Origin of the sequence: Flavobacterium sp. 3HN19-14 (assembly GCF_051373205.1) — a bacterium.
Taxonomy (GTDB): Bacteria; Bacteroidota; Bacteroidia; order Flavobacteriales; family Flavobacteriaceae; genus Flavobacterium.
Map to the genome: position 1 here is coordinate 540,190 of NZ_JBPPZT010000001.1, position 18,539 is coordinate 558,728.

At 39.7% G+C, this 18,539-nt stretch carries 21 protein-coding genes and 1 pseudogene; 10 read left to right on the forward strand and 12 right to left on the reverse strand.

All coding sequences use genetic code 11. The features are described 5' to 3' along the window. Positions 1 to 89: 89 nt before the first annotated feature. Both ACSLFW_RS02760 and rbfA read right to left on the reverse strand, forming a co-directional pair. On the reverse strand, positions 90 to 1,292 hold the full coding sequence (locus tag ACSLFW_RS02760) for an ABC transporter permease (protein WP_436554544.1): 1,203 nt from the start codon (positions 1,290 to 1,292) through the stop codon (positions 90 to 92). Position 1,293: 1 nt separating this feature from the next. Then, positions 1,294 to 1,686: a 30S ribosome-binding factor RbfA gene (gene rbfA / locus ACSLFW_RS02765; RefSeq protein WP_436554545.1), complete on the reverse strand. Its 393-nt coding sequence runs from the start codon at positions 1,684 to 1,686 to the stop codon at positions 1,294 to 1,296. 271 nt (positions 1,687 to 1,957) lie between these two features. Between rbfA and mce the strand changes: the two genes are divergently transcribed. After that, entirely contained in the window at positions 1,958 to 2,359 is a 402-nt protein-coding gene (mce, locus tag ACSLFW_RS02770) for a methylmalonyl-CoA epimerase (protein ID WP_436554546.1), read from the forward strand. A 336-nt stretch (positions 2,360 to 2,695) separates the two neighbouring features. Here mce and ACSLFW_RS02775 read toward each other — a convergent pair whose 3' ends face one another. The 5 genes from ACSLFW_RS02775 to ACSLFW_RS02795 all read right to left on the reverse strand — a co-directional run bounded on the left by ACSLFW_RS02775 (position 2,696) and on the right by ACSLFW_RS02795 (position 6,293). Further along, on the reverse strand, positions 2,696 to 3,322 hold the full coding sequence (locus ACSLFW_RS02775; RefSeq protein ID WP_436554547.1) for a S1/P1 nuclease: 627 nt from the start codon (positions 3,320 to 3,322) through the stop codon (positions 2,696 to 2,698). Positions 3,323 to 4,266: 944 nt separating this feature from the next. Continuing rightward, entirely contained in the window at positions 4,267 to 4,458 is a 192-nt protein-coding gene (locus ACSLFW_RS02780; protein WP_436554548.1) for a hypothetical protein, read from the reverse strand. A 132-nt stretch (positions 4,459 to 4,590) separates the two neighbouring features. Further along, a complete protein-coding gene (locus tag ACSLFW_RS02785) occupies positions 4,591 to 5,088 on the reverse strand; it encodes a hypothetical protein (protein WP_436554549.1) in 498 nt (165 codons plus the stop codon). Beyond that, the gene (locus ACSLFW_RS02790; protein ID WP_436554550.1) at positions 5,075 to 5,674 is read right to left on the reverse strand and encodes a hypothetical protein; all 600 of its coding nucleotides are present in this window, start codon (positions 5,672 to 5,674) and stop codon (positions 5,075 to 5,077) included. The genes ACSLFW_RS02785 and ACSLFW_RS02790 overlap by 14 nt, the downstream gene beginning before the upstream one ends. Position 5,675: 1 nt before the next feature. After that, positions 5,676 to 6,293 carry a hypothetical protein gene (locus ACSLFW_RS02795; protein WP_436554551.1) on the reverse strand — a complete coding sequence of 206 codons (618 nt, stop codon included), beginning with the start codon at positions 6,291 to 6,293 and terminating at the stop codon, positions 5,676 to 5,678. A gap of 451 nt (positions 6,294 to 6,744) precedes the next feature. Here ACSLFW_RS02795 and ACSLFW_RS02800 point away from each other — a divergent pair, with 451 nt between their 5' ends. The 8 genes and pseudogenes from ACSLFW_RS02800 (at position 6,745) to dcm (ending at position 14,009) form a co-directional block, all read left to right on the forward strand. Next, positions 6,745 to 6,975, forward strand: a complete 231-nt coding sequence (locus tag ACSLFW_RS02800) for a helix-turn-helix domain-containing protein (RefSeq protein ID WP_436554552.1) — start codon at positions 6,745 to 6,747, stop codon at positions 6,973 to 6,975. 279 nt (positions 6,976 to 7,254) lie between these two features. Next, positions 7,255 to 7,566, forward strand: coding sequence for a DNA cytosine methyltransferase (locus ACSLFW_RS02805; protein WP_436554553.1), 312 nt, complete (start codon positions 7,255 to 7,257; stop codon positions 7,564 to 7,566). Next, positions 7,547 to 8,473, forward strand: a complete 927-nt coding sequence (locus ACSLFW_RS02810) for a DNA cytosine methyltransferase (RefSeq protein ID WP_436554554.1) — start codon at positions 7,547 to 7,549, stop codon at positions 8,471 to 8,473. The genes ACSLFW_RS02805 and ACSLFW_RS02810 overlap by 20 nt, the downstream gene beginning before the upstream one ends. 3 nt (positions 8,474 to 8,476) lie before the next feature. Beyond that, the gene (locus tag ACSLFW_RS02815) at positions 8,477 to 8,791 is read left to right on the forward strand and encodes an ATP-binding protein (protein WP_436554555.1); all 315 of its coding nucleotides are present in this window, start codon (positions 8,477 to 8,479) and stop codon (positions 8,789 to 8,791) included. After that, a complete protein-coding gene (locus tag ACSLFW_RS02820; RefSeq protein WP_436554556.1) occupies positions 8,731 to 11,001 on the forward strand; it encodes an ATP-binding protein in 2,271 nt (756 codons plus the stop codon). The genes ACSLFW_RS02815 and ACSLFW_RS02820 overlap by 61 nt, the downstream gene beginning before the upstream one ends. Beyond that, positions 10,991 to 11,911: a response regulator gene (locus tag ACSLFW_RS02825; protein ID WP_436554557.1), complete on the forward strand. Its 921-nt coding sequence runs from the start codon at positions 10,991 to 10,993 to the stop codon at positions 11,909 to 11,911. The genes ACSLFW_RS02820 and ACSLFW_RS02825 overlap by 11 nt, the downstream gene beginning before the upstream one ends. A gap of 270 nt (positions 11,912 to 12,181) precedes the next feature. Continuing rightward, a complete protein-coding gene (locus tag ACSLFW_RS02830) occupies positions 12,182 to 12,706 on the forward strand; it encodes a very short patch repair endonuclease (RefSeq protein ID WP_436554558.1) in 525 nt (174 codons plus the stop codon). A 61-nt stretch (positions 12,707 to 12,767) separates the two neighbouring features. Next, positions 12,768 to 14,009 (forward strand): annotated as a pseudogene (gene dcm, locus ACSLFW_RS02835) (DNA (cytosine-5-)-methyltransferase). On the opposite strand, the gene ACSLFW_RS02840 reads toward dcm, so the two are convergent. Then, positions 13,985 to 14,755: an Eco47II family restriction endonuclease gene (locus ACSLFW_RS02840; protein ID WP_436554559.1), complete on the reverse strand. Its 771-nt coding sequence runs from the start codon at positions 14,753 to 14,755 to the stop codon at positions 13,985 to 13,987. The pseudogene dcm and the gene ACSLFW_RS02840 sit on opposite strands and share 25 nt — an antisense overlap. Before the next feature lie 172 nt (positions 14,756 to 14,927). Here ACSLFW_RS02840 and ACSLFW_RS02845 point away from each other — a divergent pair, with 172 nt between their 5' ends. Continuing rightward, the gene (locus ACSLFW_RS02845; RefSeq protein ID WP_436554560.1) at positions 14,928 to 15,326 is read left to right on the forward strand and encodes a DUF1801 domain-containing protein; all 399 of its coding nucleotides are present in this window, start codon (positions 14,928 to 14,930) and stop codon (positions 15,324 to 15,326) included. Between the two features lie 73 nt (positions 15,327 to 15,399). Here the strand turns inward: ACSLFW_RS02845 and ACSLFW_RS02850 are convergent, their stop codons facing one another. The 4 genes from ACSLFW_RS02850 to ACSLFW_RS02865 form a co-directional block, all read right to left on the reverse strand. Beyond that, positions 15,400 to 15,795 (reverse strand): hypothetical protein, encoded by a 396-nt coding sequence (locus tag ACSLFW_RS02850; protein WP_436554561.1) that lies wholly within the window; start codon positions 15,793 to 15,795, stop codon positions 15,400 to 15,402. Beyond that, a complete protein-coding gene (locus ACSLFW_RS02855) occupies positions 15,792 to 16,304 on the reverse strand; it encodes a DUF1772 domain-containing protein (protein ID WP_436554562.1) in 513 nt (170 codons plus the stop codon). The genes ACSLFW_RS02850 and ACSLFW_RS02855 overlap by 4 nt, the downstream gene beginning before the upstream one ends. A gap of 45 nt (positions 16,305 to 16,349) precedes the next feature. Beyond that, entirely contained in the window at positions 16,350 to 17,192 is an 843-nt protein-coding gene (locus ACSLFW_RS02860) for a DUF6597 domain-containing transcriptional factor (protein ID WP_436554563.1), read from the reverse strand. Between the two features lie 272 nt (positions 17,193 to 17,464). Further along, positions 17,465 to 18,490 (reverse strand): LLM class flavin-dependent oxidoreductase, encoded by a 1,026-nt coding sequence (locus ACSLFW_RS02865; protein WP_436554564.1) that lies wholly within the window; start codon positions 18,488 to 18,490, stop codon positions 17,465 to 17,467. Between the last annotated feature and the right edge of the window lie 49 nt (positions 18,491 to 18,539).

Here is an 18,539-nt window from a genome sequence, read left to right on the forward strand (position 1 = left end):
AGCGCAGTCGAGGGCCGGTTAAATTAAATAATGAAGGGATAACTTTTACGTTATCCCTTTTATTTTTTAAAGTCTCAAAATCTTACGATTTATTCTTCAAGCAGTTTCTTGCTAATCCTGCTCGATGCAATAAGCGAAGCGATAAATCCAAGCACGACAATCGTTCCCAGAACAATCAAAATATTCATTACTGAAAACACTACCGGATAAGCCAGGCTTTCTGTAATCATGACCAATTGAAAATGCTGTTGCAGCAAAACGATTACACTGCCGATAGCGAGGCCTATGCCTCCGCCTTTGATACAGAGTAAAGTGCCCTGTAAAAGGAAAATCCTGCGTAAGTCACGCGGTTCTGCACCTAAATTATAAAGTGTTTTGAGATTGGCTTTCTTATCCAAAATCATCATGATAATCGCACCTGCAAAAGCAAAAAGAATCAGGATGATAACCAAGGTGAAAATCAGGTAAATCGCGAGATTTTCAGTACGCAGCATTTTGTATAAGGCGTCGTTGAGCTGTGCGCGGTTTTTGATGGTGATTTTATTATTGAAGACGGATTGCAGTGCACTCGTCACCTGTTCTTCGTCGGCACCAGGTTTTAATTTTACTTCGAAAGCAGAAACCTGTCCGGGTTTGAATTCGAGCAAACGCTGTGCGACGGAAAAATCGGCAAAAACATATTTAGAATCAAGGTCTTCGCTGATGGCGTAAACGCCTGCAGGCAGCAACACCGATTTGTTGAAGGCATTGTCAGGCGTTTCTACGGCGCCTTTTCCGGGTCTTGGTACGTATACTTCGAGTACGTTATTTACATCAAGCAATCCGATTGACAATTTATCGGCTATTCCCCTTCCGACAACCACCTGGATTGTATTGTTTTCGAGCCATTGCCCTTGGTAAACACTTTCTTTTATGGTGCTGACGTTGGTAAAAAGGCTGTCAACGCCTTTGAGGTAAGTGACTTCTTCCTTGCTGTTGAAAACGAATAAAACGCGTTCTTCGATGACTTTACTGAAAGCGGCAACGCCCGGCGTATTTCTGATTTTCTGTTCCTGTGTCGGTGTAATGAAAAATGATTTCCCCGAAACCGGCAACGCTTTTAAATCAGGATCAATGGTGTTGGAAAACGAAACGCTGAAGTTTATGAGTCCGCTAAAGACTGACAGCACGACAAACAGCGACGTCGCGCCCACGATAATGCCAAGCGACGCAATCCGGTTAATGATATTGATGGCGTTGTTCTTAGAAACGCTGCGCAAGTAGCGTTTGGCTATGTAAAGCGGGAAATTCAATTCAGGATTTCTTTCTGCGTTCTAGTAAATCGCGGTTTTCAATCGGGTTTTCTTTTGCCGAAAGGGCGTTGTCGATTTTCTCGATATAGTCGAGTGAATCGTCGATGTAGAAAGTAAGGTTCGGCACTTTTCGCAATTGCAATTTTACGCGTTGCGCGAGGTCATGCTTGATCAGTGCGGTATTGGTTTTGATGGCGGCCAGTGTTTCGGCTGCCTTGTCCTGCGGGAAAATGCTCAGGTGTACGGTCGCGACCGACAAATCGGTTGTTACGCTGACTTTCGATACCGAAATCACGAGGTTGGTGATGCCGTTTTTCCTGATCTCACCCTGAAGGATATCTACGAGGTCTTTTTGGAGGACGCCGCCTATTTTTTTCTGTCTGTTGGTTTCCATGGGGCAAAGGTAAGGAAAAAATGTGGTTCAGGATATTGGGTTCAAGGTTCAGGACTGTAGATTTTGAGTCGGTGCGGCGTACTAGGTTTAGGGTTCAGGACTGTAACAACAGGATATTTGTTGTTTAATTTTAAACGCAAGTGCCTCATTCTATTGCTTTGCTATTTCGGCTTTTCGAGGTTTTTTTGATTGACTTTCCGTTTGTCGATTATTTCTATATTTGTATTGGAACTCCCGGCCAAGACCCTGAACCCTAAACCCAGTCTGCACCATGAATAAGATAGAACACCTCGGCATCGCCGTCAAAAACCTTGAAACTTCCAACGCGCTTTTCGAAAAACTATTCGGCGCGCCGCCTTACAAAACTGAAACCGTCGAAAGTGAAGGCGTCAATACTTCGTTTTTTATGAACGGGCCGAATAAGATTGAATTGCTTGAAGCTACAAATCCCGAGAGTCCGATTGCCAAATTCCTTGAAAAGAAAGGCGAGGGCATCCATCATATTGCTTTCGATGTGACGGATATCATTTCGGAAATCGCAAGGCTGAAGGCTGAAGGTTTTACCGTTTTAAACGAAACGCCGAAGAAAGGCGCTGATAATAAACTCGTGGCATTTTTGCATCCGAAAAGCACGAATGGGGTTTTGATTGAACTTTGTCAGGAGATTTCGTAATTGGAAATGCTTTGCTTTTGAAACGCCTGTAGCTTTGGCTTTTTGGAAGCGCTTCGCTCCGGATATTTCAACAAAAAAGCCCTACATTGCTGTAAGGCTTTGATTTTAAGCGTGGTCCACTTGGGCTCGAACCAAGGACAACCTGATTATGAGTCAGGGACTCTAACCAACTGAGCTATACGGCACGGTTGAGAGGTGCAATATTACCACTATTTTTAATTTGGTGCAAATGTTTTTAAGGGATAATAGTTTTTAACGCAGCAAGATTATGGCCATTAAAATCTATGCAGCAAATGCGAAATAAACTCACTGGAGCGCAACAAATCAGGACAGTTTTTAAATATCTTCCTTAAAATAATGCTCAAGTACGGCCGCCAGCCTGATTCCGGCATCGAGTAGTTGCTGTTTGATGATTTTTGCGTTTGCATCGATATAAAAATCGTTGATTTTACTGTCGCGGATTTCATAAGTGTTCTTGAGGAATCCTCTTGTTTGTGCTGCCCATGCGATAACATCTATTTTTTGTTTTGCTGCAAGTTCTTCTTTGTTATAGATATTGACTTTCAGCAAATCCTCCAAGACCATATTCTTATTTTCGATGATTTCGGTATCCCAAACCGAGTGCAGGTTCGAAGGATGGCCGTTAAACAAAATTTTGACGTCGTTGCCACCCTTATCTCCGGGATAACCAACGTGCAACGGTTGGTGCAAATCACCAATGAGGTGGAACAGGAACAATATCCTGGTTTTAATCTCGTCTTTTGACAAGGTCTTTTTGTTATCCAGTTCTCGGAGCGTCCTGTCGAGTACTGTAATGATATTGTCGCCAGCGGGCATTTGTTTCGAGCCTTTTTCAATGTCGATATAATGAAAAGGCTTCATATAATCGTTGGCATGGTCACTCTTGATGGCGTCCATCCAGTTGGCGGCGTCTTCGATGCTCATACCGTCGAGGTATTGCATTACATTCTTTTTGTCGCAGGATCAAGGTACTGGAAAGCAACTTCTGCAACAAGTGCATGGCCCGTTATGGCCCAGGGCAAACATAGTCGACGAACCTGAAATGGTGATAACGGCGCATAACAGCGCCAGGTGTAGTTTTTTCATTAGGGTGAATTTTTTACAAAGGTAGCGGAAAGGGTTGATTGGAATCTTAAGGGAGGGTTAAATGTGGGGGGTTCAAATGGTTATTGAACATGAGGTAGTAAATTTTAACATAACGCATTCGATAGGCATTATGTACGCTTTATCTATGCCTTTGATGCGGCGATTAATAACGCAAGGTGGTTTTATTTTACATAATCTTTTTATGCAACCTATAAGCAACTATCTAGCAAGTAACATGCAAGTAAGAAGCAACGGTCTGGGACTGTGTCCTGTCCTCGTTAATTGGGAGATTAGATTGGTGGGATGTGAGGCGCGGATTGTGGGTATTGGATTGTGGAAACGTTGTGTTGATTGGGGATTGGTGGGATTTTGAGGCGTAGATTGTGGGTATTGGATTGTGAAAACGTTGTGTTGATTGGGTTGTGTGTACTTTTTGGCATTGCCCCAAAAAGTACCAAAAAGGTCTAGCCCTGAAACGCTCAGCGACCCACTAACACCTTGTCCCTGAAATGAAACGAAGCTTTTGTGGGATTGCGGGGGTGTAATGTCTTTGGGATATGCGATAGCGGTTGTTCTTCGGTACCGTTTCATTTTTTCAGGGACGGCGGCGAGTGGGTACCCCCACTTGCGCATTTCTATGGGCTTTTGGCTCATTGATTGGGGATTGGTGGGATTTTGAGGCGTGTGTCGTTGTAAAATACTATAGGGTTAATAACTAGATTCTGATCTAATTATACAAAGCAACAGGTAATGTTTGAAATGTTTATTACCTGTTACAATTGTATGATATTTTATTGTCGCTAGTTCCTGCGTTCTAATAACATTAGTAATTCATCTGCGAGTTCATCGATGTCGGTGGGCATGAATTGTAAGGCGAGCTCGAGCATGCGGTTGATATCGATGGTGCGGTTGCGCAGCAATGGTGAGATTTTTTGGCTGTCGTAGTGTGTTGCTACAGCGCATAGCCTGATTAGGGTCTGGGCGATGTGCATCTTGTCGATGTAATTGTTTACTGCAATTTTGCAGTGGTAGTGGTCTTTGCCTTCTACTTTTTCAGGTTACTTAAAATATATGGGGAGGCGTTCCCTGAGTTCTTCAATGGTTTTGCAGTCGTTCATCTTTGTTCATTTTATAGTTTCATGTTCGAGGTTTTCGAGCTCGGTTTCTACGGCAAGAGTTGCTTTCTCTAAAAATTCGGCGCAGCGGTTCTCGAGCATTTCGGTGTAGATCCAGCTGCGGTATTGCAGTTCGGCGTGGCGCATGGCGCTCAGGTGGGCACCGAGGAGGCCGAACAGCTTGCGGTCTTCGTCTGTGGTTCTTGGGAATATGGCAGCTGTGAGCGGTGAAAAGCTTTCGCACAGGTCGAACAGGTAGGCCAGCGAATGGTGTGTCGGGCGGTAGCCCATAAAGACATCGATCATGCCGAGGCACAACTGTTCGACGGCGATGTGCAGCATGGTTTCTTTGACCAATACCCCGTCGCTGCGGTCAATCTGGTATTGGCTTTCGATGAAGGTATCGGCAATGGCGAGGCGGTTTTTCCAGTAGGTTTTTGAAGACCTCACATTTCGGTATGGTACCGGATTGAAATTAAAGTCGGGCGGCAGGTTACCTTCGTACATTAACAAGCCTTTGGTCACTACCTGATGGAAGAAAAACAGCTGGTGGCCGGTGCGCTGCCGCAGTGCGATTACCTTGTGCAGTAATACCGTTACGCGACAACGCCCTTTGGTTTTGGTTCGTGACAAGATTTTCGAGATCTGCTATAGCATTGGTTTTGTTTTCTTCGGTAATCACCAAAAGATAATAGTGGGTGTATGCGCCTGATTCCTGCTGACTACTCAACGGAAAATCGTTTGTCTTTGTCTCGGTGCGCTGCCCGAAACAATAAATGGCGGAGGTGCTGATATATCCTGTAATCAACTTCCCTACGTGTATGAGTTCATCGGTAAGTTTATCGACGATTGTAGTTTGGGGTAACCCATTGTTACTATCTGGCGTTGTTGTGGAAACATTTCCGGGAGTTGTCGGCTCACATTCTGAAATGACCTGATTGAACATCCGTTGCACTTCTGCTTTGAGCGAGGCGGCCTTTAGTTTTAATTTTTCGATATCGGTTTGGCTTAGTGTGGCTGACACCGCCCTTTTATAGCGCCAATAATCATCGTCGAGCCATTCGAGTAAAACTTTGTCTGCTGCCAATTTCATATCAAATGTGCTGCCGAGTGATGGTGCGAATGCGGCAATGTACTGCTGTTGTGCCGCGACGCTTTTGGACGAGACCGTTCCCCATTATAAATTTTGATGCCGTGTGGAACAGCAGCAGGAAGGTTTTGTGCAGCATGTATGCCGCTGCGCCCCAATCATCTTTGCTGATGCTGCGGTCGATATCATTGCTGTAAATGGCGGCTTTGGCCATGGCTTTGCGGAAATGCTTTTTGGAACGCTTTAGCAATCGCCCCAAGTCGGTTATGCCGTCTAAAAAAGTGCTGCCTTCGGCGCTGTGAATGCAATTGTCCGGTTTGCAGTGGCGGATGATGTAGAGGTTGTCGCAAGACATTATTCCGGCTTTGTTGCGCCAGAAGAGCCTGTAGCCAAAGTTCGGATATGTGGCGAATGTTTTGCTGATGATGGTCTCCAGCGTATCCTTTAAAGGCAGGCTTTCCTTTTCGATAAAAATTGAAAATAGCAGTTCGGGGCCGCCTTCGATTGTGTTAGTTGCGCAATAAATTGCATCGGGATTGCTGTAGGACAGGATGTCTTTGGTCACGTTTTCGATTGCTTTGGCCTGCGGGTGTGTTCCGGGATCGGTACTAAAAATTGTCATGATTAAAAAAGATTAAATGAAACAATGGATTTTATACAGGTCCCTTTTTAATAATAACGGGGTGAAGAACCTCTTTCAGATTAAAGCTGGTTTGTCATAGGCGCATGTGGTTAAGTGTTACACTGCGATGCTTTTGGGAAGCGGCTTTGAATGGAAAGAGGAGTAAAAAAAATAGACGTGGAACTCAGCTTATTCGCTTTTGAGGTACTGGTATACCCTGCACACGAATAAGTGAGCCCACGCCATTAGCGTGAGCAGTCTACTTATCATCTCGTGTGCGTAAATTACCAGTTTTCAAAAACGAGATTCAAAGCGAATGCTTCAATATTTTTATGAAGTATCGCAAATTTATATTATTCGATACAAATATAGTAAATAAATATTAATATGGTACATGTGCCATTGATAATTTAGCGTAATAGCTTGCTCTTTGTAAGTAATATAAAACATCATGACTAAGATTGAGCAACATATAATCGAGAAAATCAAGCAAATGCGTAAAGAGCGTGATTTATCGCAATTAGAACTCTCACAAAAATTAGATATGAATGATAGTTTTATATCACATGTTGAGGCCCCATCTAAAAGAGCCAAGTATAATATTAATCATCTGAATAAGATCGCTGAAATATTTGATTGCTCGCCAAAAGATTTTTGGCCTGAGAAATTTTTACCTGAATGATTAAATATGTGGTAATGCCCATCAATTTGGCTTGGATTATACCTCTATAATTAATTTTATGTTTAGATTTGATTATATAACAATACATAAAAGGGTTTTTCTGGAGCACATTTATCAAGCAAAAATTAAAGGGTTGTATCCAAATTATGGTTACGAAATAAAAATTCCTTGAATATCGCAAAATATTTTTTGCAATCATTATATTTTTGCATTATATTATTGCCCTTAATTTTTTTTAATCATAAAAATTAATTATAGTTTTGTATAACTATATTTTTTATGAAAAAAAAATTAAATTACATTGACCTTTTTGCAGGTTGTGGAGGTTTGTCGCTAGGCTTGCATCAATCTGGATGGCAAGGTGTCTTTGCAATTGAAAAAAGCCCTGATGCTTTCAAAACATTAAAATATAACCTTATTGACAACAAAGAGCACTTCGATTGGCCAGCATGGCTACCTGAAAAAGAACTTGAAATAAATGAGGTGCTTGACCATTATAAACCTCAACTTAAAAAACTTAAAGGAAAAGTCACCATGATTGCGGGAGTAGCCACCTTGCCAAGGCTTCAGCATGGCAGGAAGGAGAAATGAAAATGATTTTCGAAACGACCTTATAAACTCCTACATAAATTTTGTAAACCTTGTACAACCAAAAATTATATTTTTTGAGAATGTAAAGGGGTTTACTATGGAGTTCAAAAAAAATAAGGAAAAAGGTGTAGCTTATTCCTCAGTCGTAACACAAAAACTTGACGATGCGGGATATTACGTAAAGGGTCAATTAGTTAATTTCGGTGACTATGGCGTACCTCAAAAAAGAACACGTTTTATTTTAGTTGGAATTAGAAAAAACATTAAGGCTGCTTCACAAATTAAGATTGATTCGTTTTTTATCTTACTTGAACAACAAAGATTTTCTTTTTTGAAAGACAAAGGTCTAGAAACCTCAACAAATCTAGAAGATGCTATTTCTGATTTATTAAAGGAGAATGGATCTAAAGAGTCGCCTGATACTAAAAGTTTTCAGGCTGGAATTTATTGCAAGCCCAAAAGTGTTTATCAAGAAATGATGCGAAAAGATGTTATTGGGGAAATTGCGGATAGTCATCGTTTTCCGAAACATCTTCCAAAAACTATTCAAAGATTCCAAATAATACTTGATGAATCAACGGACAGAAGAAACCTTGATTTGAGTAAGCAATTTAGAGAAAAATATAATATTAAAAAACATACAATCATCCCGTTAAACGGAAACGATAAGTCTCCCACCATAACAACTTTACCTGACGACTATATCCATTATCTTGAACCAAGAATTTTAACTGTTAGAGAATATGCCAGAATACAAAGTTTTCCGGATTCATACATTTTTCAAGGAAAATATACTACTGGCGGTAAACGTAGAACTCAGGAAGTTCCAAGGTATACCCAAATTGGAAATGCTATTCCACCGCTATTCAGCGAGCAAAGTGGATTAATCCTCAAAGCACTCGTATAAATAATGGCAAAAGTAAATTTTAGGACGAATGTTTTATTAAAAAGTATAATTGGCAAAGACTTAATTACCGATGATAATATTGCAGTCTTAGAATTGGTTAAAAATTCTTTTGATGCTGGGTCAAATACAGTTGAAATTGAATTCAAGAACCTATTTCCCAACATTGATTATCTTACTACAAACGATAAAATCTATTCTCCTAAGCTTATCATTTCCGACAAAGGGAAAGGAATGTCCGAGTATGACCTGGTTAATAAATGGCTGAATATTGCATATTCAGAAAAAAAGAGAAAAGAGAAGAATATGGGCGAATATTAGCTGGAAATAAAGGAGTAGGAAGGTTTTCTTGTGACCGACTAGGGCGATTTCTCACAATTTACACTAAACAGAAAGACAGAAATTACACAAAACTTTTTATCGATTGGGAATGGTTCGAAATCAATAACGATATCGATTTGAATATTCAAGATATCGATTTAGAAACTATTGAAATTTCTAATGCAGATTTTGAAAATGTTTCAGGTTTCAAACCTTTTAAGGAGGGAACAATCTTAGAAATTACGTCATTACGCGAGAATTGGAATCACGGTAAAATATTGTCATTAAAGCGACAGCTTGAAAGGTTAATTAATCCAAATCAAAGTTTTAAATCTTCAACCTTTATAATAAAACTTCTTGCTGAAGAATTCCTTAGCTTTGAAAAAGATTTTGAAGATTATGAAAAGATTAATGGTAATGTAAGTAATCGAATTTTCGAGAAATTAAGCTTTAAGGTTACAAGCATCCAATCCAAAATAAGCCGTGATGGAAAACATATTATAACTGTTCTTGTAGATAGAGGTAATTCCATATTTACATTAGTGGAAAAAAACAAATTTCCTTTACTTAAAAACATAAGGGTTTTTATTTATTATTTGAGTCAATATTCAAAAATGTATTTTACAAAACAGACAGGCATACGTTCTGTAGATTTTGGCTCGATATTTTTATTTATAAATGGATTCAGGGTACCTCCTTATGGTGATAGTGGAGATGATTGGCTCAGTATAGAGAAAAGAAAAAGTCAGGGATATAATAGGTATTTAGGAACTCGCGAAATTATTGGAAGGATAGAGATTGAAGATGAGGAAGAAAATTTCAAGGTAATTTCAAGTCGTTCTGGTGTTGTCAACAATGATTACTTCAATCAATTAACAAAAAGCGATAGCCCTTATGGATACTATTGGAAAATTTTTAGAAGGCTTGAGCGATTTGTTGTTGAAGGTATAAAGTGGGATGCTATTGCAGTAGATAAAGATATCAATGAAGTAAATAATCCTGACTGGGATGAATCTCAAGAAGTATTTGCTGAAGATTCATTGACTCGAAATAGAAGAATCCTTCAAATCATAAAAAATATTATTGATGCAAAAAGTGAGGATATAATTCGATTACGAATTAATGAAAATTTTGTTTCCGATTTGATTGAAGAACATACACTCAGGATTCGGCACGAAATCGAAGAAATTGCAGAAAAGCTAAAAGGAAAAAATCTGACTCCTCATGAAATTTCTATATTTTTAGATAGAATTGATATTTCAAGAGATGATTTAAAATCTCTTTTTAATATTGTTTCCCCTTATGTTGATGCATCACTTATTAACGATACTGACAATGATTTAGAAAAAAGGTATAATGAATTACTTCTAGAAAAAGGACGTATTGAAATTCGACTTGAGGAAGAGGAAAAGGCAAGAGCCAAGGCAGAAGCAGAAAGACAAGATGCAGAAAGGAAACAAGCTGAGGCTGAGGAAGAAAAACGTAATGCTGAAGAAGCATTAGAAGCAGAAAAAAGAAAAGGCGCATTTCAGGGTGCTTTAATTGGGACTGATAAAGAACGAATAATTGGTTTACAACATCAAATATATCACTCATCGAGTAGGATTTCTAGAAATATAAAATTGTTGCTTCAACATCTTCCAGATTCTCAATTAGATGATAAAACTAAAAAGCATTTATCGGTTATTTCTCTCGAAGCGTCAAAAATTAATGCAATAGCAAAATTTGTGACTAAGGCTAACTTCAATCTTCAGGCAACGGAGATTACTACTGACTTAGTTGCATATTTAAAAGAATATATTGAAGAAATTTATACTTCGGAAGAATCTAAAATTATTGATTCAGAAATTAAAGATATTACAATTGATTTTGAAAAGGATTTGAAATTTGTAGTCGAGTTCAGGCCATTAGAAATATCAACCTTAATTGACAATTTTATCCAAAATTCCGAAAAAGCAAAATCTTCAAAACTTACTTTTAGATTAACTAAAGAGAATAAAAGTATAATTTTTGAAATTATAGACAATGGTGTAGGAATTGAAAATATCAGAATAAAAGAGATTTTCAAATTTGGATATACTACTACTAATGGTTCAGGAATTGGGCTACATCACATTGAAGACATAGTTAAAAGGCTTGGTGGCACTATAGAAGCTTTTTCTCAAATTAATCAGGGTACAACATTTAAAATAACTCTATATGAAAATTGATTATAAAATTTTGTGGCTTGACAATGAAATGAATGCGTTTATTGAAGATGATGTTATTTTAGAAATTGAGCAACACTTGATTTCTGAAGGATTTCTTCCAACAATAATTACAACATCAGACGAGGATGATTTTTTAGGCAAATTAAATGATTCTTACGATTTAATACTTACTGATTATCACCTCAATAATCTAAGTGGGGCTGATATAATTAACGAAATTCGCAAACCTGAAAGGTCAATTTTTACAGAGATATTGTTTTATACCGCTAAAGCTGAATTAACCGATACCCATAAAATAAGTAGAGTTTCTTTTCTAGAGACAAACGGAAAATCCGCAACACATCAAGAAACAATTATAGCTGAAGTTAAGAAGTTAATCGATTTGACAATTAGGAAATTCCACCACATAGTTGCTATGAGAGGAATGATAATGCATGAGACAAGCTTGTTAGACTCAAAAATGCTTGATTTAATTCTTGGGTCTTTAAACAGGGACAATATTAATTTCAAGGATTTAGCAGAATCAATATACGACCAACTTTTAGAACTTTATAGTACTAAAGCTGGTTTTGTAAATACTTGTAAAGAGAAATCGAAATTCAAAGAATTGACTAAAGATACATTTGTTTTTAGTTCAGACTACAAAATTCAAACTTTAAAACAAATTATCGATGCTATCGGCGAGGTCACAGATTTTTCGGCTGATTATAAAGAAGAAATTATTTCTATTAGAAATAAGTTTGCTCACGCAAATCTTTTGGTTGATGATCAAGGGCGCGAATATTTCAAATATAAAGAAGGAGGAATAACTTTCGACGAAGCGTTATGTAAGAAAATTAGACGGGATATTTTTAAGCATCAAAAAAACTTAGATGCATTGGAAAACAGATTAGCTGAGACTAATCCTTAAAAAGTATAAAATATTAATTTTCTACCTGTCATTATCTCTTCTCGCCACAAACTTTTTCCTTTTTCGAGTAATGACACATATTGTAAATATTTGCCATTGGATTAGCTTTAACTGTATCAGATGTGTTGCGTTGTCAAGGCCTTCAATTAATAAAATTTGGCTCAGATTAGCTACTTCAATTGCTACAATCTGCTATTAAACTTTAAGATTTTATAAACAACCGTATTTCGTCGATTTCCCTAACTTTATCAAATAAACCTTTTAAAAAAGGTGTCCGCCATTCAGCTTCTCACCCACCTAGGCAATACAATGGACAAATTCACTAAAGAAAAGCGAAGCAAAATAATGGCTTCAATAAAAAGCAAGAATACCAAATCTGAAGTATTGCTTGCTAAAGCGTTATGGCATCGTGGGCATCGTTACAGAAAGCACAATAAGGGCATCTTTGGCACCCCTGATTTAGCTTTTAAAAAGTATAAAATTGCAATATTTGTAGACAGCGAATTTTTTCATGGTAAAGATTGGCACCTTACAGAGAAACGCCCGAAGAACAATGCTGAGTTTTGGCAGAAAAAAATAGAGCGAAATAGAGAAAGGGATTTTCAGGTTAATACCTATCTTACCTCTAAGGGCTGGATTGTCCTCCGTTTTTGGAGTAATGATGTTCAAAAGAACCTTTATTCCACAGTACGCATTATCGAAAAAGGACTTATAGATTCGAAGAAAAAAATCAATTACTTGGATTCCCCATTCCCTGAACTTTATAGCAATAAAAAAACTGAAACTAAAAAGTAAAACGCTTTTTTATCAGTTTTTAATTAAATATATTTGTAACCAATGTTTAATGTTGTGTAACATGGTTATGAAAGATTATTACTCCTTGAATGAAGCTTCTGAATTATTAGGAAAGACCAAAAAGACCTTAAGAATGTGGGACAATGAAGGTAAATTGCCTGCTGTACGTGAGCCTATGAGTAATTATAGGGTATATCGAAAAGAGGACTTGTTACCTTTTTTAGAGTTTTACTCCAATGATCTGGAAGAATCTGTTTCAAACTATATTGAACCAGAAAATGAATACTCTGTTTTGGAACTATTTGCAGGTGCTGGAGGCTTAGCTATTGGCTTAGAAAAGGCGGGCATTAAATGTGTGGCCCTAAATGAAATTGACAAATATGCCTGTGCCACATTACGCGCAAACCGTCCAAATTGGAATGTGCTTGAAGGTGATATAAAATCATTTAGTTTTGAGCAGCATAAGGACAAAGTAGATATCGTTACAGGGGGTTCCCCTGCCAATCCTTTAGTTATGCCGGGAAACGACTTGGTTTTGAGGATGCGAGGGGTACTTTATTCTATGAGTTTGCACGTGTAGTAAACGAGGTTAGGCCAGCGGTTTGTGTTGGTGAAAACGTGAAAGGACTGCTAAATCATGACGGCGGCAAAACTATACAGGGTATGATCTCGATACTAGATGAAATAGGTTATAATGTAATGCCTGTTCAAATATTGAAAGCGGTTAATTTTAACGTCCCTCAAAAAAGGGAACGCCTTATTTTAGTAGGCATAAGAAAAGATATTGAGTTGAAATTTGAATATCCTATGCCGTATAAGAAAATCTATAACTTATCGGACGCGCTAAAAAAGGGGGCTTTATATAATACTGACGTCCCAAAATCAGAGGGCTCGAAATATCCAAACAGCAAAAAAGAAGTTTTGGATCTGGTGCCACCGAAAGGCTATTGGAGGGATTTGCCAGTTGAAATACAGAAAGAATTTATGGGAGCCAGCTTCTATTTAGGAGGCGGGAAAACGGGTATGGCGCGAAGGATTGGTTGGGATGAACCATCGCTAACATTGACATGCAGCCCTGCACAAAAGCAAACGGAGCGATGCCATCCGGATGAAGACCAGGCCATTCACGGTTAGGGAATATGCAAGGATACAGACTTTTCCTGACGAATGGAAATTTCAAGGCTCTGTCGCACATCAATATAAGCAGATTGGAAATGCAGTCCCAGTGAATTTGGGTAAGGAAGTTGGGTATGCTCTAGTTAAGTTCTTAAATGCCTATTACAGCTTATCGAAGCCTAGATAATCTTTGTAATTATCATAAGTTATCTCATCAAGGATTGCCCTTTTTGATTTTAAAATACCTTCTCTGATCTCAGAGAGAGCCGAATGTTCAATCGATGCGGCACCTTTTTCTATAGTTTGAAGGTAATCATCAATTGCTACCGGCAAAGCCTTATACAACTTGAAAAGCGCATCTTCTTGTCCCGTCAAAAGGCCATAAAATTGGTCGCCAGAAATTCTATATACGCGTGAATGACTGTATTCCTTACCGTTTATTATTCCGCTCCAAAGCGTATTGAAGCTTTTCTTTGCTAAAATTTGAACCCAGTAGCATTTTGCCTTTTTATGTGTGTCAGCATATTTTGCAAGCTTTTGAAATAAGCTTTCCGCCGAGCTACTGTTCATCGTATTATGCTTGTTCTTAATGTCTGCGAATATCGTGTCATCCTTTGCCTTAATATCGTATCCACTGTTCGCGCCTTTTTCATAGCCCTTTATCCCTCCCAATACTTCTTCATGAAAAGTACCAATAAAATTATTAATGGTTTTATCTATTTGACGAATGATCTCAGCGCTCACTAAACTCTCTTGGTCAATCTCGTTAAACTTGGAATCAAAAGTCAACTTAATAGTATCGACTTTGTTTTTATATAATTTCTTTTTTTTGACCGAGTTCTTTGCCTTTATATATGAATTATGCAAATTTTTGATGCAAGCCAAAAAGTGTTCATCTGATATAAAGTCTACATATTTGTTTTTTACAGCCATTTGTCTTGGGGATTTGGTAGTGCTAAAATATAAATAAAGTTCCAATTTCTACAATCGCATAAAACTTGTTTATTTTTGTGACGTAAAAACCCGAATTCATTGACCGACGACTCAAGAAAGAATAGTGAATAAATTAACTATCTTTAACTTCATAATACAACCATTCTAACTCATGGAACTCAACGCAACAATCAACCAATACAACGCTATACGAAGTTCTGAAGACGAAAAAATCTGCAACCAACTTGCCAAACTCATCAACACCGAATTACACGAAGCCGAAAGCAAAATCTGGCACGCGCATCCTGTGTGGTTTATTGAAGGAAATCCAATTGTCGGCTACAGCAAACAAAAACCCGGTATCAGGCTGATGTTCTGGAGCGGTGCCGATTTTGAGGAAAAAGGCTTAAATGTCAAAGGTGAAAAATTTAAAGACGCTTCTGTTTTTTATAATGATTTATCCGAAATTAATCCTGCGGAGTTGATAATTTGGCTTAAAAAGGCAAGGGATATTCAGTGGGATTATAAAAATATTGTGAAAAGGAAAGGGTTGCTAGAGCGTTTGCGGTAGCCGAAAGAGATTAGCTTACGCTCAGTTCGCTGCAATCGGGTGCCACGCCTGCGGCTCGCAATGACAAAGACTTTTAAAGTTGCTTCAAATAATCCAAAAGATCTTTCTTATCACCATCGCTCATTTTCCAGATTACACCGATATTAGCTTTCTGCCCGTCGCTTTTGAGATCATGGTCAAGAAACCTGAAAAACAGGCTGTCGTTATATGACACCTTGAAATTGGCGGGATCTGAAAGATAACGGAATTGTACCGACACACTTTCCATCCTGTTGCCTTTGCGCCCGTGGCATGCAATACAACTGTGCACAAACGGAATTGTCGATGCACTGCGGTCAAGCAACCTGTCACCGTTAAGATTTCTTCCGGTTTTGTATATGGTTTCGCCATTGGTTGCGTATACCTTTTTGGCACATCCGAATAACAAAATGCATGAAAGTACCACTACCCAAATCGCTAACCTTCTCATAGCTTCGACTGTTTAAGCAGGGATACTAAAGTCAATACAAATGCGATGATGGCGGCGAAAGTGCGGATGTGGTGATAGGTATTCCAAGGCTGTTCAAACGCCTTTCTCATCGATGCCGCTTCGGATGCTGTCGCCGTTACTACTGGAAAATTTGCCAGCTGCTCATTCAGTGGTACGTTGCCAACTATGGTGATTCCGAAAACCCCGACGCCATAAATCAAAAATGCCGCCAACAGCCACGAAAATGCGCCCGGATTTTGGGTATGGCTTTGCCATGTTGCTGCCGCAAGTGCCAGCAAACTACCCATAAAACTCAAAAAGAAGTACGGATTCTGAATGACTTCGTTGATGGATTGAAAAGCCTGCAGGTATTGCCTGTCGGGCAGTTGCGCGAGTCCGCCGTTTACGGAGCATTGGTAGCCGTAGAGCAGTCCCGCTACGAGTCCGCTCAGGGTGGCAGCCGTCAGTTGTATGATGAGCGCGGTGTTGAAATGCGTTGGATTTTCCATATATTCGGTTTTAGAAGTTAAGGATTAGCGCTAGTTATCGCACCATTACCTAATGCGACAAGGCAAAATTAGAATGCGCGCCACCCTTGAAAATAGAATAAAACCGACAAAATAGATTGGGTGTTTACCCGAAAGCCTTCGGCGTCTTACCAGTGTAAGCCTTGAAAACCCTGATAAAATGGGATTGGTCGAGAATCCGTTGGCGTAAACAATATCGGAAAGCGTCTCATAATCTCCTGAAGTAAGCTGCTCCAATGATTGCTGAAAACGGATTACCTGTGAGAATTGTTTCGGCGAAAGCCCGACGGCTTTTGTGAACCTGCGCTCCAGCGTACGTTCCGTAATATGCAGTGCACCGCACAACTCTCCATTGGTCATTTGCCCGTTAGCATCAAGGATTATCGCGATGGCCGTTCGGACCGGCAAATCGAGTTTTTTCTTTTTCAGTTCGAAAATGCTGAGCAGAAAAGCGGTGATGCGGGCAATGCAGAATTCCAACTGGCTGTTCATCTGTAATTCCGTTTCAGTTGTTGCGCCATCAGGTATTGTGGACAGGTCGAAACAGCCATCATTGAGCGTTTTGGGATCGATATTGAAAAAGCTTTCGATGACAAAAGGATACAGTTGAAAAACAACCAGCTTGTAAGCGCCACGGATGTGCAACTCCACCGGATGAAGCGTCTGCCCGTACAGGAACAGCGATGGCATCAATTTATTTTGGGGACTGACCGTCAGCCCGCCTTGTGTTTCGTTAAAGAGCAATCCGGGATAGCCATCGGCAAAAAACGGCAGTGTGCTGTCTCCAGTTGCTGCCAAATCCTCGAAGACCAATATTTCTTTGACAAATTCAGCAATGGTGCTGTCGGGTTGTATTGTGAAGGCATTCATATAGAAACAAAGGTAGCATTTTGATTTATACCTTTATTAACCAAAAATTTGTCATTGCATTCAAGGGTTCTCGATACAAGACTCTTATAAATTGCGGTTAGTTTACCTGGCAGCCACTGGCTGCCCTCCTTTTAATTTCAAATGCAAAGATTAGCTGCCGCAAATCTTTCACTCAACTCGAACTGACGCAGGGGGTTCACTACGGGCAAAAGTTATTCAAAGGAGCATTAATTTATTGTCATCTCTAAAAAAATTTGAATGGATTTGACGTCTTATTTTGAAGCCTTAATCAACGGCATTACTTTCGCCCCAATCAACTCAATCGCGTTCATCAACTGTGTATGTGTAAGTCCGGCGTTATCCATCTGGAACGTGAATCTCGAAATACCGCCCAACGCTTCGCTGTGTCGCAGGATTTTTTCTGCCACCTGTTCGGTTCGGCCCACGACCAGGACGCCGCGTGGTGCGATCAAGCTGTCGAATTGCGTTTTTGTTACGGCTGGCCATCCGCGTTCACGGCCTAATTTCGTCCACATTTCTGCGTAGCCAGGATAATATTCGGTTATTGCCTGTTCTGTTGTGTTTCCGACGTAGCCTGGCGAATGCAGGCCAACTTTTAATTCATCTGGACTAAAGCCGGCTTCTTTTCCGGCCTCGCGATACAGGTCGATGAGTGGTCGGAAACGGTGTGTTTCGCCTCCGATGACGGCAACCATTAACGGCAATCCCAATGCACCTGCCCTTGCGAAGGATTCAGGCGTTCCGCCAACGCCAAGCCACACCGGTAATTTTTCCTGCAAAGCGCGCGGATAGACAGGAAGATTATCTAACGCCGGGCGGAATTTTCCTAACCAGCTCACGAATTCATTGTCGCGGATTTTGAGCAGCAAATCGAGCTTTTCCCTGAACAGCGCGTCGTAATCGTTCAGGCTGAAACCGAACAGCGGATATGCCTCAATCGAAGAGCCGCGACCCACAACAATCTCTGCACGACCTTTCGAGATTAAATCGAGTGTAGCGAAACTTTGGTAAACGCGCACAGGATCGGCAGCGCTTAAAACCGTTACGGCGCTTGCGAGTTTTATCGTTTTTGTCCTCGCGGCCGCTGCACTCAGGATTACCGCGGTGGCGGAATCTAAAAATTCTTTTTTGTGGTGTTCTCCGATACCGAAAACATCGAGGCCAGAGGCATCGGCAAATTCAATTCTTTGAAGCAACTGCTCCATTGCTGTTACGGGGGTTAGTTCATTTTTATTGCCATAAAGGGCAGAGGCGAAACTGTCTATTCCTATTTCCATGGTTGTGGTGTGTATTATGTTGATTAACTGTATACAAAGTTCAGGTAAA